24 protein-coding genes are annotated in these 22,761 nt (G+C 36.0%); 14 read left to right on the top strand and 10 right to left on the bottom strand.

Features of this window, described 5'->3' with window-relative positions; translation table 11 throughout:
• The 3 genes from FFWV33_RS03085 to FFWV33_RS03075 are packed head-to-tail and all read right to left on the bottom strand — an operon-like array spanning nucleotide 1 to nucleotide 2,481.
• Complete coding sequence (locus tag FFWV33_RS03085) at nucleotides 1-1,341, bottom strand: TolC family protein (protein WP_108739548.1); 1,341 nt, start codon at nucleotides 1,339-1,341, stop codon at nucleotides 1-3.
• Entirely contained in the window at nucleotides 1,338-1,940 is a 603-nt protein-coding gene (locus FFWV33_RS03080) for a TetR/AcrR family transcriptional regulator (RefSeq protein ID WP_108739547.1), read from the bottom strand. Before FFWV33_RS03080 ends, FFWV33_RS03085 begins: the two co-directional genes overlap by 4 nt.
• A gap of 19 nt (nucleotides 1,941-1,959) precedes the next feature.
• Nucleotides 1,960-2,481 carry a YceI family protein gene (locus FFWV33_RS03075; RefSeq protein ID WP_108739546.1) on the bottom strand — a complete coding sequence of 174 codons (522 nt, stop codon included), beginning with the start codon at nucleotides 2,479-2,481 and terminating at the stop codon, nucleotides 1,960-1,962.
• 190 nt (nucleotides 2,482-2,671) lie between these two features.
• Here FFWV33_RS03075 and FFWV33_RS03070 point away from each other — a divergent pair, with 190 nt between their 5' ends.
• The 3 genes from FFWV33_RS03070 to FFWV33_RS03060 are packed head-to-tail and all read left to right on the top strand — an operon-like array spanning nucleotide 2,672 to nucleotide 4,749.
• Nucleotides 2,672-3,646 (top strand): polyprenyl synthetase family protein, encoded by a 975-nt coding sequence (locus tag FFWV33_RS03070; protein ID WP_108739545.1) that lies wholly within the window; start codon nucleotides 2,672-2,674, stop codon nucleotides 3,644-3,646.
• A 15-nt stretch (nucleotides 3,647-3,661) separates the two neighbouring features.
• Nucleotides 3,662-4,393 (top strand): hypothetical protein, encoded by a 732-nt coding sequence (locus FFWV33_RS03065; protein WP_108739544.1) that lies wholly within the window; start codon nucleotides 3,662-3,664, stop codon nucleotides 4,391-4,393.
• The gene (locus FFWV33_RS03060) at nucleotides 4,393-4,749 is read left to right on the top strand and encodes a hypothetical protein (RefSeq protein WP_108739543.1); all 357 of its coding nucleotides are present in this window, start codon (nucleotides 4,393-4,395) and stop codon (nucleotides 4,747-4,749) included. The genes FFWV33_RS03065 and FFWV33_RS03060 overlap by 1 nt, the downstream gene beginning before the upstream one ends.
• Before the next feature lie 158 nt (nucleotides 4,750-4,907).
• On the opposite strand, the gene FFWV33_RS03055 is transcribed toward FFWV33_RS03060, so the two are convergent.
• A complete protein-coding gene (locus FFWV33_RS03055) occupies nucleotides 4,908-5,453 on the bottom strand; it encodes a hypothetical protein (RefSeq protein WP_108739542.1) in 546 nt (181 codons plus the stop codon).
• A 118-nt stretch (nucleotides 5,454-5,571) separates the two neighbouring features.
• On the opposite strand from FFWV33_RS03055, the gene FFWV33_RS03050 reads away from it, so the two are divergent.
• Together FFWV33_RS03050 and odhB are read left to right on the top strand one after the other, a co-directional pair.
• On the top strand, nucleotides 5,572-8,361 hold the full coding sequence (locus FFWV33_RS03050; protein ID WP_108739541.1) for a 2-oxoglutarate dehydrogenase E1 component: 2,790 nt from the start codon (nucleotides 5,572-5,574) through the stop codon (nucleotides 8,359-8,361).
• Between the two features lie 142 nt (nucleotides 8,362-8,503).
• The gene (odhB, locus tag FFWV33_RS03045) at nucleotides 8,504-9,721 is read left to right on the top strand and encodes a 2-oxoglutarate dehydrogenase complex dihydrolipoyllysine-residue succinyltransferase (protein ID WP_108739540.1); all 1,218 of its coding nucleotides are present in this window, start codon (nucleotides 8,504-8,506) and stop codon (nucleotides 9,719-9,721) included.
• A 108-nt stretch (nucleotides 9,722-9,829) separates the two neighbouring features.
• On the opposite strand, the gene FFWV33_RS03040 is transcribed toward odhB, so the two are convergent.
• From FFWV33_RS03040 to urtA, 6 genes are all read right to left on the bottom strand, one after another.
• Complete coding sequence (locus tag FFWV33_RS03040) at nucleotides 9,830-10,528, bottom strand: ATP-binding cassette domain-containing protein (RefSeq protein WP_108739539.1); 699 nt, start codon at nucleotides 10,526-10,528, stop codon at nucleotides 9,830-9,832.
• Between the two features lie 56 nt (nucleotides 10,529-10,584).
• Nucleotides 10,585-11,355, bottom strand: coding sequence for an ATP-binding cassette domain-containing protein (locus FFWV33_RS03035; RefSeq protein WP_108739538.1), 771 nt, complete (start codon nucleotides 11,353-11,355; stop codon nucleotides 10,585-10,587).
• Nucleotides 11,348-12,316: an urea ABC transporter permease subunit UrtC gene (urtC, locus tag FFWV33_RS03030; protein WP_281261791.1), complete on the bottom strand. Its 969-nt coding sequence runs from the start codon at nucleotides 12,314-12,316 to the stop codon at nucleotides 11,348-11,350. The genes FFWV33_RS03035 and urtC overlap by 8 nt, the downstream gene beginning before the upstream one ends.
• Before the next feature lie 80 nt (nucleotides 12,317-12,396).
• Complete coding sequence (gene urtB, locus FFWV33_RS03025; protein ID WP_108739536.1) at nucleotides 12,397-13,287, bottom strand: urea ABC transporter permease subunit UrtB; 891 nt, start codon at nucleotides 13,285-13,287, stop codon at nucleotides 12,397-12,399.
• Between the two features lie 75 nt (nucleotides 13,288-13,362).
• Nucleotides 13,363-14,139, bottom strand: a complete 777-nt coding sequence (locus tag FFWV33_RS03020; protein WP_108739535.1) for a hypothetical protein — start codon at nucleotides 14,137-14,139, stop codon at nucleotides 13,363-13,365.
• Nucleotides 14,140-14,231: 92 nt separating this feature from the next.
• Nucleotides 14,232-15,440: an urea ABC transporter substrate-binding protein gene (gene urtA / locus FFWV33_RS03015; RefSeq protein ID WP_108739534.1), complete on the bottom strand. Its 1,209-nt coding sequence runs from the start codon at nucleotides 15,438-15,440 to the stop codon at nucleotides 14,232-14,234.
• A 252-nt stretch (nucleotides 15,441-15,692) separates the two neighbouring features.
• Between urtA and ureA the strand changes: the two genes are divergently transcribed.
• The 9 genes from ureA (at nucleotide 15,693) to FFWV33_RS02970 (ending at nucleotide 22,747) form a co-directional block, all read left to right on the top strand.
• Nucleotides 15,693-15,995 carry an urease subunit gamma gene (gene ureA / locus FFWV33_RS03010; RefSeq protein ID WP_108739533.1) on the top strand — a complete coding sequence of 101 codons (303 nt, stop codon included), beginning with the start codon at nucleotides 15,693-15,695 and terminating at the stop codon, nucleotides 15,993-15,995.
• A complete protein-coding gene (gene ureB / locus FFWV33_RS03005) occupies nucleotides 15,992-16,348 on the top strand; it encodes an urease subunit beta (protein ID WP_108739532.1) in 357 nt (118 codons plus the stop codon). The genes ureA and ureB overlap by 4 nt, the downstream gene beginning before the upstream one ends.
• Nucleotides 16,349-16,364: 16 nt before the next feature.
• Nucleotides 16,365-18,080, top strand: a complete 1,716-nt coding sequence (gene ureC, locus FFWV33_RS03000; protein ID WP_108739531.1) for an urease subunit alpha — start codon at nucleotides 16,365-16,367, stop codon at nucleotides 18,078-18,080.
• A complete protein-coding gene (locus FFWV33_RS02995; RefSeq protein ID WP_108739530.1) occupies nucleotides 18,081-18,572 on the top strand; it encodes an urease accessory protein UreE in 492 nt (163 codons plus the stop codon).
• Nucleotides 18,572-19,258: an urease accessory protein UreF gene (locus FFWV33_RS02990; RefSeq protein WP_108739529.1), complete on the top strand. Its 687-nt coding sequence runs from the start codon at nucleotides 18,572-18,574 to the stop codon at nucleotides 19,256-19,258. Before FFWV33_RS02995 ends, FFWV33_RS02990 begins: the two co-directional genes overlap by 1 nt.
• A gap of 9 nt (nucleotides 19,259-19,267) precedes the next feature.
• On the top strand, nucleotides 19,268-19,903 hold the full coding sequence (gene ureG, locus FFWV33_RS02985; protein ID WP_108739528.1) for an urease accessory protein UreG: 636 nt from the start codon (nucleotides 19,268-19,270) through the stop codon (nucleotides 19,901-19,903).
• Nucleotides 19,900-20,679, top strand: coding sequence for an urease accessory protein UreD (locus tag FFWV33_RS02980; protein ID WP_108739527.1), 780 nt, complete (start codon nucleotides 19,900-19,902; stop codon nucleotides 20,677-20,679). Before ureG ends, FFWV33_RS02980 begins: the two co-directional genes overlap by 4 nt.
• Nucleotides 20,666-21,364 (top strand): hypothetical protein, encoded by a 699-nt coding sequence (locus tag FFWV33_RS02975; RefSeq protein ID WP_108739526.1) that lies wholly within the window; start codon nucleotides 20,666-20,668, stop codon nucleotides 21,362-21,364. The genes FFWV33_RS02980 and FFWV33_RS02975 overlap by 14 nt, the downstream gene beginning before the upstream one ends.
• 132 nt (nucleotides 21,365-21,496) lie before the next feature.
• Nucleotides 21,497-22,747 (top strand): TCR/Tet family MFS transporter, encoded by a 1,251-nt coding sequence (locus tag FFWV33_RS02970; protein WP_108739525.1) that lies wholly within the window; start codon nucleotides 21,497-21,499, stop codon nucleotides 22,745-22,747.
• Nucleotides 22,748-22,761: the final 14 nt, after the last annotated feature.

Genomic DNA, 22,761 nt, shown 5'->3' with positions numbered 1-22,761 from the left:
TTAGTTATTTATTAATGATTTTAGTTGTCCTTTTGATTTGATAAGTTTGATTTCAGCCAGTTTGTAATCTAATATGGCTGCTGTATAATTGTTTTGAGCATCGGTAGAAGCGTTTTCAGCATCTAGCAAATCGGTCAGAGAAGCTAGACCTTGCAAGAAATTGTTATTGATGTTTTGTCTAATTTCCTCAGCCAATTGCATGTTTTCTTTTTGGTTCTGGATAGTGGTAAGGCTATTTTCGATTTGAGTTTTAGCATTTTTATAATCAAGATCCAATGCAAGTTTGGTATCGTTAATATCTTCACGCAACGATTTTAGTTGTACATCAGCTTGACTTACTTTGGCTTTGGTACTAAATCCAGAAAATATAGGCACTCTTAAATTTAGTCCAATAGCAGAGAAATCTGACCAGTATACACCATTTGAAGGTTTTGCAAACCAAGGTAATTGTTGCCCTTGTCCAATATAATTGTAACTAGCAGATAAAGATAGTGTAGGGTAGTAACCCGCCATTACCGATTGCTTTTGAAGCTCTAATAATTCTTCTTGTTTTTTCAAAACCAAAAACTCTGTACGCGTAGAAGTGTTTGGTGTTTCAGAAAGTGCTGCTGGTGTAACTTCAAAATCAGATTGTGGAATTTCAATTACGGTATCGATTGGCATTCCGATATAGAATTTTAATGTGTTTTCTTGTAATTGAATTGCATTGGTTATTTGAATTTTCTGAGTTTTGATGTTTGACAAGTTTACGGTCATTCGATCCAAATCGATTCTTTTGGCCAAACCATTATCATATTGTCCTTTTACAATGTCACGAACTTTTGTTGTTGTAGCTAAGTTGCTTTCTAATAATGCTAATTTTTGACGCAAAACATATACTTGGTAATAATTGTTTGCTACTCTCTCAATTACTTGTTCCTCTGTTAATTGGTCATTTATTTGGTAAAACTCTCTCGTAGTCTTAGCGGCTTTTAATCCAATAAAAACAGATTGGTCAAACAAGGCTTGTGTTAAAGAAACTCCTGCAGTTGAGCTCCATTTTTGCCCAAAGGCTGCTTGGATAGTTGTTCCAGGTGCTCCAAATGCTGCACCATCAATTACTGTAGTTTGTAAAATAGGATTGTAATTTAGACTTCCTGTGGCTGCAATTTGCGGTAAAGCTCGCGCGCGTACCTCTTGGATTTGGTATTCGCTGTTTTCTACTTTTAGCTTTGCTTTTTTGGCGTCCGCTTTGTTTTCTAGGGCATAAGTAATCGCATCTTTTAGCGTTAACTTCTTTATTTCTTGGCCTTTTACCGTCAGGGCAAAAGTTAAGAACGTTAATAAAATTAGTTTTCTCATTTGGTATTTGTGTTTTGTAGTTGTTTTTCTAGTTCTATAATTCCGTCTGCTGTTGCCATAGCTCGGGTATGATATTCCAATACTTGTAATTCTAATCGTTGCAATTCTTTCTCAGAACTTGTATTCTCGTTAATATTGAATATTAAGGTATAATAAAATTGAACATAAGCTTCTATATCTATTTCTTTTCGATACAAATTTTCAGCTATACCTTTTGCAATATTGGTTCGGAACCAAGTGGAGCAATCTGTTATTTCTCTTGAGATTACTTTTTGGTAAATCTCAGGATAATGTTTTTTTAATTGATAGAGTGGTGACGTGTCGGCAGATGATTTGAACATATCACTAAACATTTCGCGAATTTTAAAATTCTCCTCGATAGCATTTCTGTTTTCTGCCATTATTCTATCGATCGTTTGATGAATCTCGATGTGCATCAAGTTGGTGCTTTCTTCTACAAGTACTTCTTTGTTGCAAAAATACTTGTAAATTGTCTTTTTTGAGATACACATTTCGCCCGCAATGTCATCCATCGTTATGCTTTTGAATCCTAGTCTTAAAAATAGCTCGCCAGCTTTTTTTATTATCTTCTCTTTCATTATCTTTTCATTAATTCTTTTATGCTGTAAATTCTAGATTGGCTTCAATCAATAAATCTTGTCCCATCATGATACCATCTTTTTGAAAAATGGAGTTTGTCTTTAGATCGAAATCATTTCTGTTGATTGTTCCTTTTACTTCAAAAGAAGCTTTTCGAACACCGTTGTAAAAATTATATCCCAAAAATGCGGTATCGAGCTCGATTACTTTGGTGATGTTTTTTACCGTCAAATTTCCTTTTAAGAAATTGATGTTTTGATTTACCTTTTGAAAAGAGGTCGATTTAAAGTTAATAATAGGATATCGTTCCGTTTCAATAAAATCATTTATTCTTAAAAAAGTGTCAATTTGCTCCAGTTTGTTTTCTTTGTTGTTCACATCCAGTGAAAATTCTATATTGGCGTTTTCGATATGGTCATCCTTTAAATCTACATTCCCTTTAAAGTTGTTTGTAGTTCCTGCGATGTACGCTACGATTGAATGTTTGATTTTTATGAGTACATCAGATTGATCTGAATCTATAGTCCATTTTGTTTCCATAGCATGCTTATTTGAGGTCTTAATGACTAGTTAAGAGTAATTTTGAATATGTTAATTTTTGGGCAAATGTAGACAGGAAACTTTAAACACCAAAATAGTTTCCTTTGTATTTGCATTTATTTAACATTTGATTTTTATTGCGTGTTTGTAATCAAGTAGGATTACTGTATTTTAGCCGAAAATTATTTTTATGCAATCTATTTCGCAGTACCAGGATATCTTTATCAACTATTTACAAAATCAGTCTATAGATAAAGAGCCTAAAAATCTATACGAACCTATTCAGTATATTTTAGAATTAGGTGGCAAGAGGATGCGTCCAGTATTGACTTTGATGGCCGCAGAGGTTTTTAACGCATCATGTGAGCAAGCGCTTCCGGCAGCAATGGCAGTGGAGGTTTTTCATAATTTTTCGTTAGTGCATGATGATATTATGGATGATGCGCCTTTGCGTCGTGGAAACCAAACGGTACATGAAAAATGGAACATTAATACCGGAATTTTGTCTGGTGATGCTATGTTGATATTAGCGTATCAATATTTTGAACAATATGAGCCAGCTATCTTTAGAGATTTGGCAAAATTATTTAGTAAAACAGCTTTGGAGGTTTGTGAAGGTCAACAATGGGATGTGGATTTTGAAGAACGCACCGATGTTACAATACCTGAGTATTTGAAAATGATCGAGTACAAAACAGCTGTATTGGTGGCTGCTGCTATGAAAATGGGGGCTATAATTGCCGAAACGACAACCGAAAACGCAAATCTAATTTATGAATTTGGACTAAATCTTGGTCTTGCTTTTCAGTTGCAAGATGATTATTTAGACGCTTTTGGTAATCCAGAAACTTTTGGGAAACAAGTTGGTGGTGATATTATCGAAAATAAAAAAACCTATCTGTATCTAAAAGCTATTTCGGCTGCAACTCCGGAAGATAAAGCTTTGTTATTACAATGGTTTGCAAGTTCACTCGAAGATAGTACCGAAAAAATCGAAAATGTCAAAGCTATTTTTGTTCGTTCAACTGCAGATATTATTACGCAAACGGCTATCGAAGACTATACCATGAAGGCTTTTGAGACTTTAGAAAAAATGAATATTGCCGAGGATAAAAAGCTATTGTTAAAAGCTTTTGGTGAGAATTTAATGAATAGAAAAGCCTAATTCAAATCGTATAGTATGAGTAATAGTAGTACTGTAAATTTGGATATAAAATCGGTTTCAAGTACAAGACTTCAATTGGTCTTTGCGCTTTGTTTTCCGTTTTTTACCATTTTAGCATTAGGCATCGATTCGGTTGCTTTTACAGAACAGTATTTTGACGGCCGACAAATTACCAATGTGATGGCATTGCTGTATTTTGCAGGTTTTTATTATGCTGCCGAAAAGCAATTAAAAAAATTAATGCTTGTTATGGTGGGCTTGTCCTATATCGGAGAACTTATTTTTTGTAAGCTACTCGGTATGTACGACTACCGCACAGATATGATTCCGTTTTACGTACCCTTGGGGCATGCTATCGTTTATGCTTCGGGTTATGTGTACGCGTATACGACTTGGGCATACGCTAAGGAAAAGCACATTCAGAAATACTTTTTACTGTTTTTTGCCCTATTATTTTTGGGAGTAGCTATTTTTCTTCAAGATTATTTTTCACTACTCTTTGGTGTTGGTTTCTTTTGGTTATTAAAAAGGAAACAATGGCAAAATCTATATTGTTTTATAGCGCTTTGTGTTGTTTTTATCGAATTGGTAGGTACTTATTTTAAATGCTGGGCTTGGGAGCCAACAATTTTTGGTTATTTGCCCGCTTCAAATCCACCAATGGGAGCAGTATTTTTTTATGCAGGAGGTGATAGCTTGCTGGCAAAAATTGTGAAGGCTTGGGATACTAAAAAAAATAAAAAATAATGAATTTTATAGCTCCAATTTCTGCTGAATTATTGCTCGAAGAAGCATCGAAAGAATCGTTATATCTTGCTTTGATTGAGCAGATTAATAAGGATTTCAATTTGGCAAACGAAGGAATTGATTTTCCGAAAAGTATTGCGCCTGATGAACTTAAAGTTCAGTTGCACGAAAAAATATACCGTATGATTCAGTATAAATTTGCTGAATATTTGAACCTCCTATATATAATCGATGTGTCTGAAGAGCAAATCAAAGCTTTGGACGGATCTGATTTGGTTGCCTTGTCTGCAGATGTTGCTTTCTTGATTTTAAAAAGAGAATGGCAAAAGGTTTGGTTTCGAAATAAATACAAGTAGTAGTTTACTAGCCCTGACAGAAACGAAAAGCCTATTAAAGGAAAAAGCTAGTTTTTGTAGGGCTAGCAGAGCGACTAAAAGAAGCTCCTCCTAGACCCTACAAAAACAGCTTGAGACTTGAATAGCTTGAAGTGTATGGCGGGAATTTGCTCCTAATCTTAAAAATAAAATCGTACAAAAGGCATGAATGCTGTGTTGTAGGCAAGATTATTTTCTTTGTACAAAACATTGTATCGTATACCAATAGTGGCGTTACTACTACGATAACCTGCACCCAAAAACAGGGCGGTATTCCAAAAATTTTCGGTAAAATTATTTGAAGGTACACCAGTTACGTTGACACGAAGTTGCTCTAATTCTGCCGAAAGTTGGATTTCTGGTAGTGGATTGAATAAGGTGATCACACTTCCGCCATAAAGGTTTGAGGTATAGGAATTCTTTAATTTTGCGTAGGTATATTGTACGCCAAGTCCCGCCGAAAAGTATTGATTAACGTTGTAAATTGCCGATGGGGAGATGGATATATCGGTGTAGCCGTTTCCTAAACTGAGCCCAAGTCCTCCTCCAAATTGAACCTTATCCAAAAAATTATTGGGAAGATTGGGGTTTTTATTTTGAAATTGAGCACTTGCAAAACAACTTACAAAAAGTGCTATTAAAATAAATTGTAGGTCTAAAAAGCTTGATTGGTGAGTATTTTTCATCTAATTATAGTTTTTTTTAACAAATCTATATGTAAAAGTAGCTAAAAAAAAGATTCAGTTATAATTGATTATTGTATTTTTGTCGAACTATTTAACAAAAAGTATATTCACTAACATTATGGATAGGTTTTCATTTTTAAACGCAGCACATACCGAATTTTTCGCGCAACTATACGATCAATATTTAGAAAACCCAGATAGCGTTGAGCCAAGCTGGAGAAGTTTCTTTCAAGGTTTTGACTTTGGGATGGAAACGTATAATGACGAAAACGGAGCACAATACAGCGCACCCGCAGCATCTGTTTCTTCTGTAGTATCGACTCCTGTTGATAACAGTAAGATTTCAGAGCAACTTCAAAAAGAATTTAAAGTTTTGAAATTGGTTGAAGGGTACCGTTCTAGAGGACATTTGTTTACCCAAACAAATCCGGTAAGAGATCGTAGATCATTTACTCCAACTTTAGATTTAGAGACTTTTGGTCTTTCATCTGCCGATTTAAGTACGGTTTTTGACGCTGCCAAAGTTTTAGGGCTACAACCTTCTTCACTAGCTCAGATTATTGAGCATTTAAGAAAAATTTATTGTCAACATATTGGTGTGGAGTACATGTACATCCGTAAGCCAGAAATTGTTGAATGGATTCAAGACAAATTAAGTATCAACGAAAACCAGCCTACGTTCTCTTCAGAGGAGAAAAAAGGAATTTTAAACAAATTGAACCAAGCGGTTTCTTTTGAAAATTTCTTGCATACTAAATATGTAGGTCAAAAACGTTTTTCACTTGAAGGTGGAGAGACTATCATTCCAGCTTTGGATGCTTTGATCGAAAGAGCAGCCGAAAAAGGAGTAGAGCAGTTTGTAATGGGAATGGCACACCGTGGTCGTTTGAATGTTTTGGCTAATATTTTTGGAAAATCAACTCAAGACATTTTTGGGGAGTTTGACGGAAAAGATTATGATCAAGAATATTTTGACGGTGACGTAAAATACCATTTAGGTCTTACAGCTGACAAAGTTACCAAGTCTGGTAAAAAAATCAACATCAACTTGGCTCCAAACCCTTCGCACCTTGAAACTGTAGGTGCAGTAATTGAAGGAATCACTAGAGCGAAACAAGATAAATATTATCCAAATGATTTTTCTAAAGTATTACCTATTGCCGTTCACGGTGATGCTGCAATTGCAGGACAAGGTATTCTTTATGAGATTATTCAAATGGCACAATTAGATGGTTACAAAACCGGTGGAACTATCCATATTGTAATCAACAACCAAGTAGGTTTTACAACAAACTACCTTGACGCTCGTTCATCAACCTATTGTACAGATGTTGCCAAAGTTACTTTGTCACCTGTATTACACGTGAATGCAGATGATGCAGAATCAGTTGTACACGCTATTCAATTTGCATTGGATTTCAGAATGGAGTTTGGTCGTGATGTATTTATTGACTTATTAGGATATAGAAAATACGGTCATAATGAAGGTGATGAGCCTCGTTTTACACAACCAGTTTTATACAAAATCATCGCTAAGCACCAAAATCCAAGAGATATATATGCTGAGAAGTTATTGTCTCAAGGTGTAATCGATGGTAATTTGGTTAAGACTTTAGAGAAAGAATACAAAGAAGACCTAGATCAAAATCTTGAAGCGTCTCGTAAAAAAGAATTGACAGTGATCACTCCGTTTATGAGAAATGAATGGATTGGTTTTGAGCAAGTTTCTGATAAAGGAATGTTGGAGAAAGCAAATACTAAAGTAGAAAGAGCAACTCTTGACTCGATCATCAAAACAGTATCAAACTTACCATCAGACAAAAAATTCATCAATAAAATCACTAAAATCGTTAATGATAGACAAACTGTTTATAATAACGACGCAGTAGATTGGGGTACTGCTGAGACATTGGCTTACGGTACATTATTGACAGAAGGGTATGATATTCGTATTTCTGGTCAAGATGTAGAGCGTGGGACTTTTTCTCACCGTCATGCGGTTGTAAAAGTAGAAGATTCAGAAGAAAAAGTGGTGTTGTTGAACAACATCGAAAACAAAAAAGGAAACTTCCGTATATATAACTCTTTCTTGTCTGAGTATGGTGTATTAGGTTTTGACTACGGTTATGCCTTAGCAAATCCAAATGCCTTGACAATTTGGGAAGCACAGTTTGGAGATTTCTCTAACGGAGCTCAAATTATGATTGACCAATACATCTCTTGTGGAGAAGACAAATGGAACAATCAAAACGGATTGGTAATGTTATTGCCTCATGGATACGAAGGTCAAGGTGCTGAGCACTCGTCTGCACGTATGGAGCGTTACTTGCAACTATGTGCACGTCATAATATGTATGTAGCAGATTGTACAACACCAGCCAACTTTTTTCACTTGTTGAGAAGACAAATGAAAACTACATACCGTAAACCTTTGGTTGTATTTTCTCCAAAAAGTTTATTGCGTGACCCAAGATGTGTGTCTACCGTGGACGAAATTGCAAATGGAGAATTCCAAGAAACAATTGATGACAACACAGTAAATAAAGCAGATGTGAAAACATTGGTTTTCTGTACTGGTAAATTCTATTACGATCTTACTGCAGAGAGAGAAAATAATGGTCGCAAAGATGTGGCAATTGTTCGTATCGAGCAATTATTCCCATTGCCTGTAGATCAATTAAAAGCTATTATTGCATTGTATCCAAATGCTGACGATTACGTTTGGGCGCAAGAAGAGCCGAAAAACATGGGAGCTTACTCGTTCATGTTGATGAACTTTGATTTGGTAAAATGGAGATTAGCTTCATTAAAAGCGTATTCTGCACCAGCATCAGGAAGTTATACACGTGCAAAACGTCGTCATGCAGATGCTATTAAAATGGTATTTGATAACACATTATTTAGATAATAATTTGGAGCTATTTCCTGCTATCAGCTATATCTTTTTCTTTTGAAAAAAAAGAAAAAGGATGCCGCTTCTATCAGGGCTAGGACCATTCGATAATAATAAGATTTAAAAAATTAAAATTCATAATTTAAAATATAAGAACATGATTTTAGAAATGAAAGTTCCATCACCAGGGGAATCTATTAAAGAAGTTGAAATCGCCACTTGGTTAGTACAAGATGGTGACTATGTTGAAAAAGATCAAGCAATTGCTGAAGTAGATTCAGATAAAGCAACATTAGAATTGCCTGCAGAAGCAAGTGGTATCATTACCCTAAAAGCAGAAGAAGGTGATGCAGTAGCAGTAGGAGCAGTAGTTTGCCTTATTGACACAGCAGCAGCAAAACCAGCAGGTGATGCGCCAGCAGCGGCAGCTCCAGTAGCTGAAGCGCCAAAAGCAACTCCTGCACCAGCACCAGTTGCGGCACCAGCAGCGACTTATGCTACAGGAACTCCATCTCCAGCAGCTAAGAAAATATTAGACGAAAAAAATATTGCTCCAGCAACAGTTTTAGGAACTGGAAAAGGAGGAAGAATTACTAAAGATGATGCAGTAAATGCTGTTCCTTCAATGGGAACTCCAACAGGTGGAAGCCGTGGACAAGAGCGTACTAAATTGTCTATGTTGCGTCGTAAAGTAGCTGAGCGTCTTGTAGCAGCTAAAAACGAAACAGCAATGTTGACTACTTTTAACGAAGTAAACATGACACCTATCAACAATATCCGTAACGAATACAAAGATACCTTCAAAGCAAAACACGGTGGTGTTGGTCTTGGATATATGTCTTTCTTTACCAAAGCGGTAACTAGAGCATTACAATTGTACCCAGACGTAAACTCTATGATGGATGGTGATCACAAAATCGCTTTTGATTTTGCAGATATCTCTATCGCAGTTTCTGGACCAAAAGGTTTGATGGTTCCTGTAGTGCGTAACGCAGAAAACTTAACTTTCCGTGGAATTGAAGCTGAAATCAAAAGATTGGCTATCAAAGCACGTGACGGACAAATCACTGTTGATGATATGACAGGTGGTACATTTACAATCACTAACGGTGGTGTATTTGGATCGATGTTGTCTACTCCAATTATCAACCCTCCTCAATCAGGAATTTTAGGTATGCACAATATTATTGAGCGCCCAATTGCTGTAAACGGTAAAGTAGAAATTCACCCAATGATGTACGTGGCACTTTCTTATGACCACAGAATCATTGATGGTAAAGAATCAGTTGGTTTCTTGGTAGCGGTTAAAGAAGCTTTGGAAAACCCAATGGAATTACTTTTGGATAACAATCCTAAAAGAGCATTTGAATTGTAATATAGCAGTTTTAAATATAAAAAAATCCCAAATTCATTTGATTGAATTTGGGATTTTTTATTGAAATGAATTAGTAATTAGTTTATTATTGTAAGATAATTTTTAAATTTACAGTTTAATACTGTCGATGATTTGAGCTTTATTTTCTTCTGTAATTCTTCCGTTTTTGGTAATTTCTCCACCTTGTAGGAAATAATAGGAGTGTGATAAATCGAGTGCAAAGCCAACAAATTGTTCGACTAAAAGAACAGATACATTCAATTCTGAGGTGACTTTTTGAAGGATTCTTCCAATTTCTTGTACTACGTTAGGCTGAATTCCTTCTGCGGGCTCGTCTAGTAAAATCATTTTGGGCTCTATGACAAGCATTCTAGCGATGGCTAATTGTTGTTGTTGTCCACCACTTAACATTCCGCCTTTTCGTTTACTAATTCCTTTTAGGTCGGGGAAATAATCGTATCCAATTTCGAGTGCTTTTTTCAAGTTCATTTTTCGTACTTCGCATCCTAGTAGAAGATTTTCTTCAACAGTTAAGTACGGGAAAATCATTCTACCTTGTGGAACGTAGCCAATGCCTAATTGAGATATGGCTTCCGAATCAAAATTAGTAATATCTGTGCCGTCAAAGATAATCTCTCCGGATTTAGAAGGTAATAGTCCCATGATTCCTTTAAGAAGCGTGGTTTTTCCCGCTCCATTGCTTCCTATAATAGAGCAAATTTCGTTCTTGGGAATGGTTATATTGATGTCGTGAATGGCTGAGGTTTCTGAAGAATATCCAGCGGTCAAGTTTTTTATTTCAAACATGTTTATTGAATTATGTGGATGAATTATTAGGAGAACATTCGTAAACAGATAGCTGCTTACTTTTGTCGTCCCAAATAAATTTCGATGACTTCTTGATTGTTGACTATTTTGTCAAAAGTACCGTTGTCAATGATTCGTCCTTCGTGCATAACTAATACCGAAGTAGAAAAATTGCTTACGAACTTCATATCGTGTTCTACCACAAAAACAGTTCTTTCCTGAGCAATTTGAGTTAGTAGTTCACCAGTTTTATCTCTTTCGTTGGGAGACATTCCTGCAATAGGTTCATCTACCAATAATAATTCAGGTTTGTTGATAATGGACATAGCTATTTCCAGCCACTGCTTTTGACCGTGTGATAAGGAGCCGCTAATGGCATGTTTGACTTCTAATAAATTCAGCTTTGCTAATGTCTCATCTATAATGTCGTGTTGTTCTTGTGTGATTTTGGAGCTAAAAAGATACCATAGTGTGTTTTTTCCAGTAATTAAGGCCAATTTCATATTTTCAAAAACGGTTTGTGTATTGAAAATGGTTGGGTTTTGAAATTTGCGACTAATTCCTAAGTGAACGATGCTTTCTGGTTTCTTGTTCTGTATTTCTATTTCAGATTTGTATACAATAATTCCTTTTGAGGTTTTCACACGTCCACATATAGCGTCCAGTATGGTAGTTTTACCTGCTCCATTTGGGCCAATGATAAACTGAACTCCTTTGAAAGGAAAATCGATCGTAATGTTGTTTAGTGCTTTGTACCCATCAAAATCTACTTCAACATCTCTTAAACTAATGATGGGGTTTGGTATTATTTGATGAAATCTACTCATTTTTAAGTTTGTTAAAGGTGTTGTTGAACCATTTTTTCTCCAATAATGTACCAACAATTCCTTTTGGGACAATGATGGTTGCTGCTATGAATAAGAAACCATAAAAGTACCACCAGTATTCTGGCATTGATTCAGAAAAACTTGTTTTAGCATAATTGATTAAAATTGCTCCTACAATAGGACCTAGTAATGTAGCTCTTCCTCCAATAGCGACCCAAATAACAAATTCGGTCGACATTAAAATACTCATAATAGAAGGAGAAATAATTCCAACAATAGGCACGAACAAAGCTCCTGCAATACCACAAATAGCAGCAGAGGTTGCTAATGTAATTATCTTAAACGAATCGGTTTTGTATCCTAGGAAACGCAATCTAGTTTCGCGGTCTCTTATAGCCTGGATGATAGTTCCCCCGTGTGAGTTAAGCATGAATTTACTTAGGAAGTAGATTCCTATTAATATCGCAACAACTAATAAATAAAGTATTTTGATTAGTATTGGGTCGTGTAGTGTAAGTCCGAATAAACCATCAAAACCAGTAATTCCATTTGATCCTCCGGTAAATCCTTGTGAACCTACAAATAGAATAGACATAATTAGTGTTATCGCTTGACTGATAATCGTGAAATAAACTCCTTTTGTACCTGATTTGAAAAGCGGTATCCCGACAAGCAATGCTAGGGCGACCGGTAAAATGATAATCATCGCCAATGTGCTAGGGAAATATTTGAAAGGAGCCCAAAACCAAGGTAAAACTTCGATTCCTGACCATTCCATGAAATCGGGTAAAGGTTGTGATTGTAGTTTCATATACATCGCCATAGCGTAGCCGCCAAGTGCAAAATAAACTCCGTGACCAAGACTTAATATTCCTGTGTATCCCCATAATAAATTTACAGAAATAGCCACAATGGAGAAAACTAGAAATTTACTCAATAAGGAAAGTCTAAATTCAGACATCGTTAAGAGAGGTATCAGTATGAGTGATAGTATTATTAAGGTATATATTGTTTTCTGTTTCATTTTAGTAATTGAATAAATTAATCAATAGTTCTATCTTTCATTGGAGATAATCCTTGTGGTTTGTATTGTAAAGTGACCAATACCATTACCAATATGATAACTTTCGCCATACTAGAGGTTGTATAATATTCGATAAATGGATTACACATTCCGATTAATAAGGCACCAAGAATAGAACCTCGTAATCCTCCAATTCCACCTAAAATTACTACCAAGAAGGTGTCAATAATGTAGTTTTGACCGGTCGATGGCCCAATTGATCCCAACATCGAGATGCAAATACCAGCGATTCCTGCAAGTCCACATCCAAATGAAAAGGTAAATGAATCTGCTTTTTTTGTATTGATACCAATACATGATGCCATAGAGCGATTTTGCATTACCGATTGTAGAATTCTTCCTTTAGGAGTTTTGTACATGAAGTAATAGACAAAAAGACAAATGGATATAGAGATGAAAATAATTAATATTCGATTGTAGGGAAGGGTGATTGCATCGTTTATTTTCCATCCTTCGTTTAATATCTTTGGCATTGGTGCATCTACGTTATTAGAACCAAAAATATTTCGTGCTAATTGTTGTAAAATCAAACTCACACCCCAGGTTGCCAAAATACTGTCTAGGGGTCGAGCATATAATCGTTTAATAATAAATTTTTCGACCAGAAAGCCAATTCCAAATGAGAGTACAAATGAAATGATAAAGGCAAAAAATAAAGTTAGCCAAGATCCTTCGCTTCCTAATGCAAGGCTTACAATGTAGCTGCTGTAGCAACCAATCATGATGAATTCCCCATGGGCAAAATTAATTACACCCATCATTCCAAAAACAATACTAAGTCCTATTGCGGTTAGTAGTAAAATGGAGCTAATGCTTAGTCCGTTGAATATAAATGGTATAAAGTCCATGTTTAAAGGTTTTATTTTAAAAGCCTACAGAATAATTAATTTGAACTATTCTGTAGTTGGCTTTATATATTGAAATTAAAATAATGTTACTCCTAACAATCCTGTCATGGTATGGTTAAGTGGACTGGCTACAACTCCAGCATTCGCTTTGACACTATATGTATCTGTTATTTTTACTGGCTTACTTATATTTATACCAATTTCATTTACACCAAAACTTTTTGCATCTGCAACTGCTTTATCTGTCCATTGCCAAAAGGTTCCGTTATTATCACTATTTAGAGCAAAGCCAACAGACATGTAAGGTGTTACTGTTACATTTTCATTAACTGTGAAGTCATAAGAAGCTTTGAAGTAAGATGAATATCGTTGTGATTTATCTGCATTCCTATCTCTACCGGCAATTATACTTGAAAGAAATAAATTTAGATTAGTGTTTGGTAATGTATATGCAACTGATAAATCAAAGAAGTGTCTTGTTCCTGTGCCATAGTTAAAATAATTCGACTGAGTATGATTACCGTACCCTGCATAACTTGGTGAAGCAGAATAATCGCTATAATTGTAGATATCCCAAAGTGCAATGCTTAAGCCGCCTTTGGTAGTGTAGGACACATACAGATCTACATCTTTCCATATTCCGGCCAATCCATATCCGTTCCAAGTTCCAACTTCTAATCCTTTATATCTAAAACTTGCTTGTGCGGCTATAATTGGGTCTGGGCCTACTGCATAACCTCTCCAGTACCATTGATTATGAAGAGATGCGGTTAAGTCAAATTTGCCTGAATCTTGGGCGAATATAAGGCTTGATATAAGCCCCATAACTACTGTGAAAACAATTTTTTTCATAAGCTTTTGTTTAGTGAATGTAGATGATTTTTTTAATTAGCCGATTAAAAAGTGCTTTAGGTACAAGTTAATCGACTTGCCTTACATTAGATTTATTTAATTACTCCTGGAGCAATGACCTTTTTGTCCGTTGCGATACTAGGAAAAGGATCTGCCTTGATCATTCCTTCTGATTGGTATACAATGTCAAATTGTCCTTTACTATTTGCTTTTCCAATCATGAAGTTTTTAACAGTATGGTTAGTGATTGGATCGATAGAGACTTTTCCTTCTGGTGCGTCAAAGCTAATACCACCAATTGCTTTTTGAACATCTGCTGGTTCAAATGAATTTGCTTTTTCTACTGCTGCCTTCCATAGGTATACTCCAAAATAAGCTGCTTCGATTGGGTCATCAGTAACTTTGTCAGCACCATATTTTGCTTGATATGCTTTGATGAATTTTTCGTTAGCCGCACCTGGCATACTCATAAAATAATTCCAAGCGGTTAATTGTCCTTCCATAATGTCGAGTCCAATACCTTTTAGTTCAACCTCAGCAATGGAGAAAGACATACAAGTTACGGCTGGAGCAACAAGTCCGTTAGATTTCATTTGTTTGAAGAAACCAATGTTACTATCACCATTAATAGTGTTTAATACTGCATCAGCACCAGAACTTTTAATTTTTTGAACGATTGAAGTAAAGTCGGTATGTCCTAGAGGAGCATATTCTTCACCAACAATTTGATATCCTGCTAATTCTAATTTAGCTTTGATTATTTTATTAGCTGTTCTTGGAAATACGTAATCAGATCCTACTAAGAAAAATTTCTTTTTCCCTTCTTTTATTAAATAGTCAACTGCGGGGAGTATTTGTTGGTTGGGAGCTGCTCCTGTATAGATTACATTTTTCGAAGCTTCCATTCCTTCATATTGTACTGGATAGAATAAAAGATTGTTTTTTGATTCAAAAACAGGAAGTACTGCTTTTCTACTAGAAGAGGTCCAACATCCAAAAACGGCTTTCACTTCGTCTTGATCAATTAATTTGGTTGCTTTTTCAGTAAAATTAGGCCAGTCAGAGGCACCGTCTTCAGTTATAGGTTCAATTTGTTTACCCAAAACACCGCCTGCAGCATTAATTTCTTCAATAGCTAACAAGGTTGCATTTTTACAATCTGTTTCCGAAATAGCCATTGTCCCAGATAAAGAGTGCAATACACCAACTTTTACAGCATCTGTAGTGGCTGCTGAGTCGTCCTTTTTTTTACATGATGTTATAAGCACTAATGCTGTAAATCCTAAAATTAATTTTTTCATAATTATGAGTATTAAATTGTTAATTATTTCTCAAAAGTATATATTTTTTCAATCTGACCCCTAAGTTTGATGGGGTAATAAGTAAGTTTTATCATATTTATAAAAGTACACCCCTCAATTTTTCGATTTAATTTTTAATTTTATACTTTTTTGATAAATAAGTATAATCTGCTATTTTTTGAAAAATGATTAGGTTTTCATTCTTAATTCATGTAATAATTACTTTATGTTTGTATAATAATACTATCAAATATGCACCTGAATCCGAAAGAAATCGAAAAATTACTTCTCTATACTGCTGGAGAAGTTGCTCTTAAAAGAAAAAATAGAGGTTTGAAATTGAATTATCCCGAAGCTATAGCATTAATAAGTGCAGACTTATTAGAAGCTGTTCGTGACGGAAAGACCGTTGCCGAGCTGATGCAGTACGGAACGACCATCCTAACTAGGGAAGATGTAATGGAAGGAATTCCAGAAATGATACATGATATACAAATAGAAGCCACTTTTCCTGATGGAACCAAATTAGTAACCGTACATAATCCTATCAAATGATACCAGGTGAATACATACTTAGAACAGAACCAATAGGAATTAATGTCAACAAAAGAACTATTTCTATTGAAGTGATTAATAAAGGTGATCGTCCTGTACAAATAGGTTCGCATTATCATTTTTTTGAAGTGAACAAACAAATGAGTTTTGATCGAATGCCAACCTTAGGAATGCGATTGAATATTGCAGCTGGAACGGCGGTGCGATTTGAACCAGGTGAAGAAAAAGAAGTAGAACTAGTAGAAATGAGTGGTGACAAAACCGTTTATGGTTTTAATAATTTAGTAGATACAACCATCACAGATGCTAATCGTGACAGTATTGAACAAAAACTAAAAGAATTTCTAAAATAAAGGATACTCAAAGAGCATGGAAATTAATAGAATAAAATATGCCAACATGTTTGGCCCAACAGTTGGAGATAAAGTAAGATTGGCCGATACTGAATTGTTTATCGAAATCGAAAAGGATTTTGCTGTTTATGGCGAAGAATCCAAATTTGGTGGAGGGAAAACCATTCGCGATGGTATGGCACAATCTGCACGAGCAATGCGTCATGAAGGGGTGTTGGACTTTGTAATCACCAATTGTATCGTGATCGATCATTGGGGAATTGTAAAAGGAGATATCGGAATCAAAGACGGAAAAATTGTAGGTGTAGGTAGAGCTGGAAATCCAGACACTATGGACGGAATTTCCGAAAACATGATTATTGGTGCTTCTACCGAAGTGCATTCGGGAGCTGGAATGATTGTTACCGCGGGAGGAATTGATACGCATATTCATTTTATCTGTCCACAACAAATCGACCATGCTTTATATAGTGGTGTCACAACCATGATTGGTGGTGGTACTGGTCCTGCTGACGGAACCAACGCTACAACGGTAACTCCGGGCGCTTGGAATATTCAAAAAATGCTCGAAAGTGCCGAAGCTTTCCCAATGAATTTAGGTTTTTTCGGAAAAGGAAACTGTTCCACAACAGCTCCTTTGGTAGAACAAATCGAAGCAGGAGCGTTGGGGTTAAAAATCCATGAAGATTGGGGAGCAACACCTGCGACGATTGATGCTTCGTTGAAAATTGCTGATGAATACGATATTCAAGTTGCGATACATACAGATACACTTAATGAAAGCGGATTTCTAGAAGATACAATCAATGCCATCGACGGAAGAGTAATTCATACTTTCCATACCGAAGGTGCTGGTGGTGGTCATGCTCCCGATATTATAAAATCGGCCATGTACCCAAATGTGTTGCCATCAAGTACCAACCCAACCCGACCGTTTACTATTAATACAATTGATGAACATTTGGATATGCTTATGGTGTGTCATCATTTGGACAAATCGGTGCCCGAAGACGTAGCTTTTGCCGATTCTAGAATTCGACCAGAAACCATTGCTGCCGAAGATATTTTGCACGATATGGGAGTCTTTAGTATGATGAGTAGTGATTCTCAAGCTATGGGAAGGGTGAGTGAAGTAGTAATTAGAACTTGGCAAACGGCTCATAAAAATAAAATTCAACGTGGATTTCTTGAGGAAGACGAAGCCAATCAAAACGATAACTTTAGAGTGAAACGTTATATCGCTAAATACACTATCAACCCTGCAATTTCACACGGAATTTCAAAACATGTAGGTTCTATCGAAGCTGGAAAACTGGCTGATTTAGTATTGTGGAAACCTGCTTTATTTGGGGTAAAACCAGAATTAATCATCAAAGGTGGAATGATCATCGCAGGAAGAATGGGAGATCCAAATGCTTCTATCCCAACTCCGCAACCCGTAATTTATCGCCCGATGTTTGGAGCTTATGGAAAAGCATTGCACAAAACCTGTGTGACTTTTGTTTCGAAAATTTCGATCGAAAATAAAACCATTGAAAAGTACCAATTGAATAAAATGATTTTGCCAGTTGAAAATTGCAGAAACATTGGTAAAAAAGATTTAATACACAACGATAAAACGCCAAACATCGAAGTCAATCCAGAGAATTACAAAGTAAGTGTAGATGGAGTACATATTACTTGTGAACCTTTGTCAGAACTTCCCATGGCACAACGTTATTTTTTATTTTAGATGATTATTACAGAAAAAATTAAACCAGAAAATAGTTGCCCCAAAGAAAGAATTTCTGTTGCGGTAGATATTGAATGGTTCGAATCGAGTAAAAGAATTCAGCATAAACGTGCCAGAGATGGTAAGGAGTTTCAACTAAAGTTTCTAAATGAAAACCCGAATTTGAAACACGGAGATATTCTATTTCAAGATGAAGACAACAATTATGTAATCAATATCCTTCCTTGCGATTGTTTGGTAATTGTACCCAAAAACAATTTTGAAACCGCATCAATTTGTTATGAAATTGGTAACAAACATTTGCCTTTGTTTTATGACAATGATGCGCTTTTGGTTCCTTTTGAAAAACCATTGTTCCGACAATTACTAGCCATGGGATTCGAAATTCGTCAAGAAGAAAGAGCCTTGCTGACTCCGCTCAAAACCTCTGTCGCTCCTCATGTAGAAAGTGATAGTTTGTTTTCTAAAATTATGAATCTAACTCAAAAATAATGACCAATTCATTATTGAATTTACTGCACCTTTCAGATCCTACTTTGCCTATTGGAGGTTTTTCACATTCGTATGGGCTAGAGACTTATACCCAAAAAGAGATTGTGAAATCAACAGATGAGGTAGAAATGTTTTTGAACGAAATGCTACATCATAGTGTCCTGTACAACGAAGCTTCTTTCATCAGTTTGGTTTATGATGCCTGCAAAAACGGAAATTGGCAACAAATAATCGAAATGGATGCATTGTGCAATGCGTCCAAATTACCAAAAGAGATAAGAACGGCTAGCCAAAAATTGGGGGTTCGTTTACAGAAAATATTCAACCCTTTAATTCAAACCGATTTTACCCAAAAAGTTGCTTTAGCCATAAAAAACAAAGAGCTTCATGGTAATTACTGTATTTTGTATGCCATTTATGCTTTCGAACTAAAAATTGAAAAGAAAGAAGCACTTGAAGGTTTTTTCTATAATGTGACCATAGGATACATTACCAATGCAGTCAAACTGATTCCGCTAAGTCAGGATTCAGGGCAATTACTATTGTTTAAATTGTTACCTAGTTTGGCACAATTGGCACAAAAAGCAATGCAGCCCGATATGGATTTATTAGGGTGCAGTTCGGCGGCTTTTGACATTAGAGCGATGGAGCACGAAAATTTATATTCTAGATTATACATGTCTTAAATTAAAAAAATGAGCAGAAAATATATAAAAATAGGAGTAGCCGGACCAGTCGGTTCAGGAAAAACAGCTCTTATCGAAAAGTTGACACGAGAACTTGCTTCTCAATATTCATTGGGCGTAATTACCAATGACATTTACACACAAGAAGACGCCGAGTTTCTGACCAAAAATAGTTTGTTACCCAAAGAACGAATTATCGGAGTCGAAACGGGAGGTTGTCCGCATACTGCTATTCGTGAGGACGCAAGTATGAATCTCGAAGCCGTGGAAGAAATGGCCGAACGTTTTGCCGATATCGAAATTATTTTTATCGAAAGTGGGGGTGATAATCTGTCGGCTACCTTTAGTCCTGATTTGGCCGACTTAACCATCTTTGTAATTGATGTCGCGCAAGGCGAAAAAATCCCTAGAAAAGGGGGTCCCGGAATTACCCGAAGTGATTTGTTGATGATTAACAAAATCGATTTGGCGCCGTATGTGAACGCCGATTTGGGAGTAATGGAGCGCGATGCCCGAAAAATGCGTAACGGAAGACCGTTTGTTTTTACCAATTTGATGAAGAGAGATGGCTTGGATGATGTAATTGGTTGGATTCAAAAATACGCTCTTTTAGAAAATGTAGTAGAACCAAATTTGCACCGATGATTTCAAAGGTTACTATAGAATCAGTTGAAAAACGAGGCATAACGGAATTGAAATCTGTTTTTTGTTTGACACCTTTTAAAGTGGTTGAGGTGAGAGAAGACAAGAAGAATCCGCTGTTAGAATTGATGTTGATGAGTTCTTCTCCCGGCGTTTTGGATAATGACGAATTGAGTTTTGATTATTTGATTGCCGAGAACTGCCAAGTAGAGATGACTACACAGTCTTTTCAAAGGTTGTTTACCATGGAAAACAGCGCGGTTCAAAAAACGAATGTTGTGGTTAAGGAAAATGCTTTTCTATCCTATTTGCCACAACCTACTGTGCCTCATAAAGATTCCAATTTTAAAAGTGTAAATACCATTCATTTAGAAAAAAATGCTGCTGTTGTTTGGGGCGAAATTTTCACTTGTGGTCGAAAATTAAAAGACGAAATTTTTCAGTTTACCCAGTTTCAAAGTTTGACTAAAATCATCCAAGAGGAAAAACTCGTTTATTTCGAAAATTTATTTTTAAATCCAACCAAGCGAAACCCACTTAATATTGGACAATATGAAGGATTTACACATCAACTTAGTTTAGTTTACATTGATGATGCTTGTGATATTCCAGATTTAAAAAAACAATTGGATTCGTTTTTAGAAGATAAACAATGTACGTTTGGTATTTCTGAAACCGCAACCAATGGTTTGTCTATTAAAATATTAGACTTTAAGGCCGAGAAATTATTAACTCTAATGAAACAATTAACTCAGATTATAAAAAATGGTCGACTTTAATTTACTTTGTTTTACGGTTTTATCCATTAGTGCGATTCATACTTTGAGCGGGCCAGATCATTATTTGCCTTTTATTGTCCTGTCAAGATCCAAACAATGGAGTTTGAAAAAGACACTTTTGTGGACATTTTTATGCGGTTTTGCTCATGTATTAAGTTCGGTTGTCCTTGGTGTAATCGGAATATTTCTGGGTTGGACAGTGACCAAAGTCTTCCATATCGAAGAGATTCGTGGAGGCTACGCTTCTTGGTTTTTACTGCTTTTTGGAATCGGTTACGTGATTTATGCCTTGATTAATCTGAAAAATAATAAAACCCACAAACATTTTGACACTTCGGATGAAGGTGATATTTATGTTTTTGAACACAAACACGGACAAAGCATTGCGGGTAACAAACGTTATAAAGTAACACCTTGGGTGATGTTTTTTATTTTTGCTCTTGGACCAAGCGAACCAATGATTCCACTAATCATTTATCCGGCCATTAATTATACCTTTTCAGAAGTTGGGATGTTGATCTTTTTATATACTTTCACTACTGTTTTTACCATGATGTTTATGGTTTTGATGGGTTTTTTTGGTTCTCGTTTTATCGATTACAAAGGATTCGAAAAATACATTGAATTATTCAGTGGGATTTCCATCATCGTTTGTGGCTTTGGAATGGTGTTTTTGGAGTGGTAAATGTTGGGAACTATGTTGGGAATCCTAAAAGAGCATTTGAATTGTAATATAGCAGTTTTGATAAATTATAAAAAATCCGTTTAGAGTTTCTAAACGGATTTTTTGTTTATTTGCGGTACTAATTAATGTATTATGGAATCAAATAAAAAGCAAGCGGCTGTTGGTTTTATCTTTATAACCATGCTTATTGATATTACGGGTTGGGGAATCATTATTCCCGTGATTCCTAAGCTTATTGAGGAGCTAATACAAGGAGATATTAGTGAAGCTGCAAAATATGGTGGCTGGCTCACCTTTGCTTATGCGATTACGCAATTTATGTTTGCACCCTTAATAGGTAATTTGAGTGATAAATTTGGAAGAAGACCCATAATTTTGATCTCGCTTTTTGCTTTCTCACTAGATTATATACTTCTTGCTTTTGCCCCTACAATCACTTGGTTGTTTATAGGTAGGGTTATAGCCGGAATTACAGGTGCTAGTATTTCTACCGCTTCGGCTTACATTGCCGATATAAGTACACCTGAAAATAGAGCTAAAAACTTCGGAATGATTGGAGTCGCCTTTGGACTAGGATTTATCATCGGGCCCGTGATGGGTGGAATCTTGGGCCAATTCGGTTCTCGAATTCCGTTTTATGCTGCGGCTATATTATGTATGCTCAACTTTTTGTACGGTTATTTTATTTTGCCAGAATCACTGTCTCAAGAAAACCGAAGAGGTGTAAACCTTAAAAGAGCCAATCCCATAGGTGCTTTCTTGAATTTGAAAAAGTATCCGTCGCTATATGGACTTATGTTTGCCATGTTTCTAATCTATGTAGCGGCACACGCAGTAGAAAGCAACTGGAGTTATTTTACGATGTACAAATTCAGTTGGGACGAGAAGATGGTTGGTATTTCGCTCGGTGTAGTTGGGATTTTGGTCAGTCTTGTGCAAGGAGGTTTAATACGTTGGACAAGTCCAAGACTTGGAAATGAGAAAAGCATTTATGTGGGCATGAGCTTGTACACCATCGGAATGTTCTTGTTTGCTTTTGCATCAGAGAGTTGGATGATGTTCTTATTTTTGATTCCATATTGTGTAGCAGGAATTGCAGGACCAGCAATAAGAGCAATAATTACAGGACATGTGCTGCCTACCGAGCAAGGAGAGATTCAGGGAACTATAGCAAGTTTAATGAGTGCGGCAACCATTATTGGGCCGCCTGTAATGTCTAGTTTATTTTATTACTTCACCCACAAAGGAGCTCCTTTTCAGTTTGCTGGTATGCCCTTTATCTTAGGCGGCTTTTTGATGATGATTAGTGGATTTGTTGCTTATTTTTCGCTTAAAAAAAATAGCTCGTTAGTCTCAAATACAGCGCAAGAGACAAAGGTTTAATTGGTATTAAAAAG

The organism is Flavobacterium faecale (assembly GCF_003076455.1).
In the GTDB taxonomy this organism is placed as follows: Bacteria; Bacteroidota; Bacteroidia; order Flavobacteriales; family Flavobacteriaceae; genus Flavobacterium; species Flavobacterium faecale.
The sequence above is the reverse complement of the archived record's forward strand: the minus strand, read 5'-3'. Positions and strand labels throughout refer to the sequence as shown.

Coding starts and splice junctions, on each gene's coding strand:
- FFWV33_RS03035 (WP_108739538.1), bottom strand. CDS start 11,355: ATGAGTAGATTTCATCAAATAATACCAAACCCCATCATTAGTTTAAGA.
- urtC (WP_281261791.1), bottom strand. CDS start 12,316: ATGTCTGAATTTAGACTTTCCTTATTGAGTAAATTTCTAGTTTTCTCC.
- ureG (WP_108739528.1), top strand. CDS start 19,268: ATGAGCAGAAAATATATAAAAATAGGAGTAGCCGGACCAGTCGGTTCA.
- FFWV33_RS02975 (WP_108739526.1), top strand. CDS start 20,666: ATGGTCGACTTTAATTTACTTTGTTTTACGGTTTTATCCATTAGTGCG.
- FFWV33_RS03070 (WP_108739545.1), top strand. CDS start 2,672: ATGCAATCTATTTCGCAGTACCAGGATATCTTTATCAACTATTTACAA.
- FFWV33_RS03055 (WP_108739542.1), bottom strand. CDS start 5,453: ATGAAAAATACTCACCAATCAAGCTTTTTAGACCTACAATTTATTTTA.
- ureA (WP_108739533.1), top strand. CDS start 15,693: ATGCACCTGAATCCGAAAGAAATCGAAAAATTACTTCTCTATACTGCT.
- FFWV33_RS03085 (WP_108739548.1), bottom strand. CDS start 1,341: ATGAGAAAACTAATTTTATTAACGTTCTTAACTTTTGCCCTGACGGTA.
- FFWV33_RS03040 (WP_108739539.1), bottom strand. CDS start 10,528: ATGTTTGAAATAAAAAACTTGACCGCTGGATATTCTTCAGAAACCTCA.
- odhB (WP_108739540.1), top strand. CDS start 8,504: ATGATTTTAGAAATGAAAGTTCCATCACCAGGGGAATCTATTAAAGAA.
- FFWV33_RS02970 (WP_108739525.1), top strand. CDS start 21,497: ATGGAATCAAATAAAAAGCAAGCGGCTGTTGGTTTTATCTTTATAACC.
- urtA (WP_108739534.1), bottom strand. CDS start 15,440: ATGAAAAAATTAATTTTAGGATTTACAGCATTAGTGCTTATAACATCA.
- FFWV33_RS03060 (WP_108739543.1), top strand. CDS start 4,393: ATGAATTTTATAGCTCCAATTTCTGCTGAATTATTGCTCGAAGAAGCA.
- FFWV33_RS03080 (WP_108739547.1), bottom strand. CDS start 1,940: ATGAAAGAGAAGATAATAAAAAAAGCTGGCGAGCTATTTTTAAGACTA.
- ureB (WP_108739532.1), top strand. CDS start 15,992: ATGATACCAGGTGAATACATACTTAGAACAGAACCAATAGGAATTAAT.
- ureC (WP_108739531.1), top strand. CDS start 16,365: ATGGAAATTAATAGAATAAAATATGCCAACATGTTTGGCCCAACAGTT.
- FFWV33_RS03020 (WP_108739535.1), bottom strand. CDS start 14,139: ATGAAAAAAATTGTTTTCACAGTAGTTATGGGGCTTATATCAAGCCTT.
- urtB (WP_108739536.1), bottom strand. CDS start 13,287: ATGGACTTTATACCATTTATATTCAACGGACTAAGCATTAGCTCCATT.
- FFWV33_RS03065 (WP_108739544.1), top strand. CDS start 3,662: ATGAGTAATAGTAGTACTGTAAATTTGGATATAAAATCGGTTTCAAGT.
- FFWV33_RS02995 (WP_108739530.1), top strand. CDS start 18,081: ATGATTATTACAGAAAAAATTAAACCAGAAAATAGTTGCCCCAAAGAA.
- FFWV33_RS02980 (WP_108739527.1), top strand. CDS start 19,900: ATGATTTCAAAGGTTACTATAGAATCAGTTGAAAAACGAGGCATAACG.
- FFWV33_RS03075 (WP_108739546.1), bottom strand. CDS start 2,481: ATGGAAACAAAATGGACTATAGATTCAGATCAATCTGATGTACTCATA.
- FFWV33_RS02990 (WP_108739529.1), top strand. CDS start 18,572: ATGACCAATTCATTATTGAATTTACTGCACCTTTCAGATCCTACTTTG.
- FFWV33_RS03050 (WP_108739541.1), top strand. CDS start 5,572: ATGGATAGGTTTTCATTTTTAAACGCAGCACATACCGAATTTTTCGCG.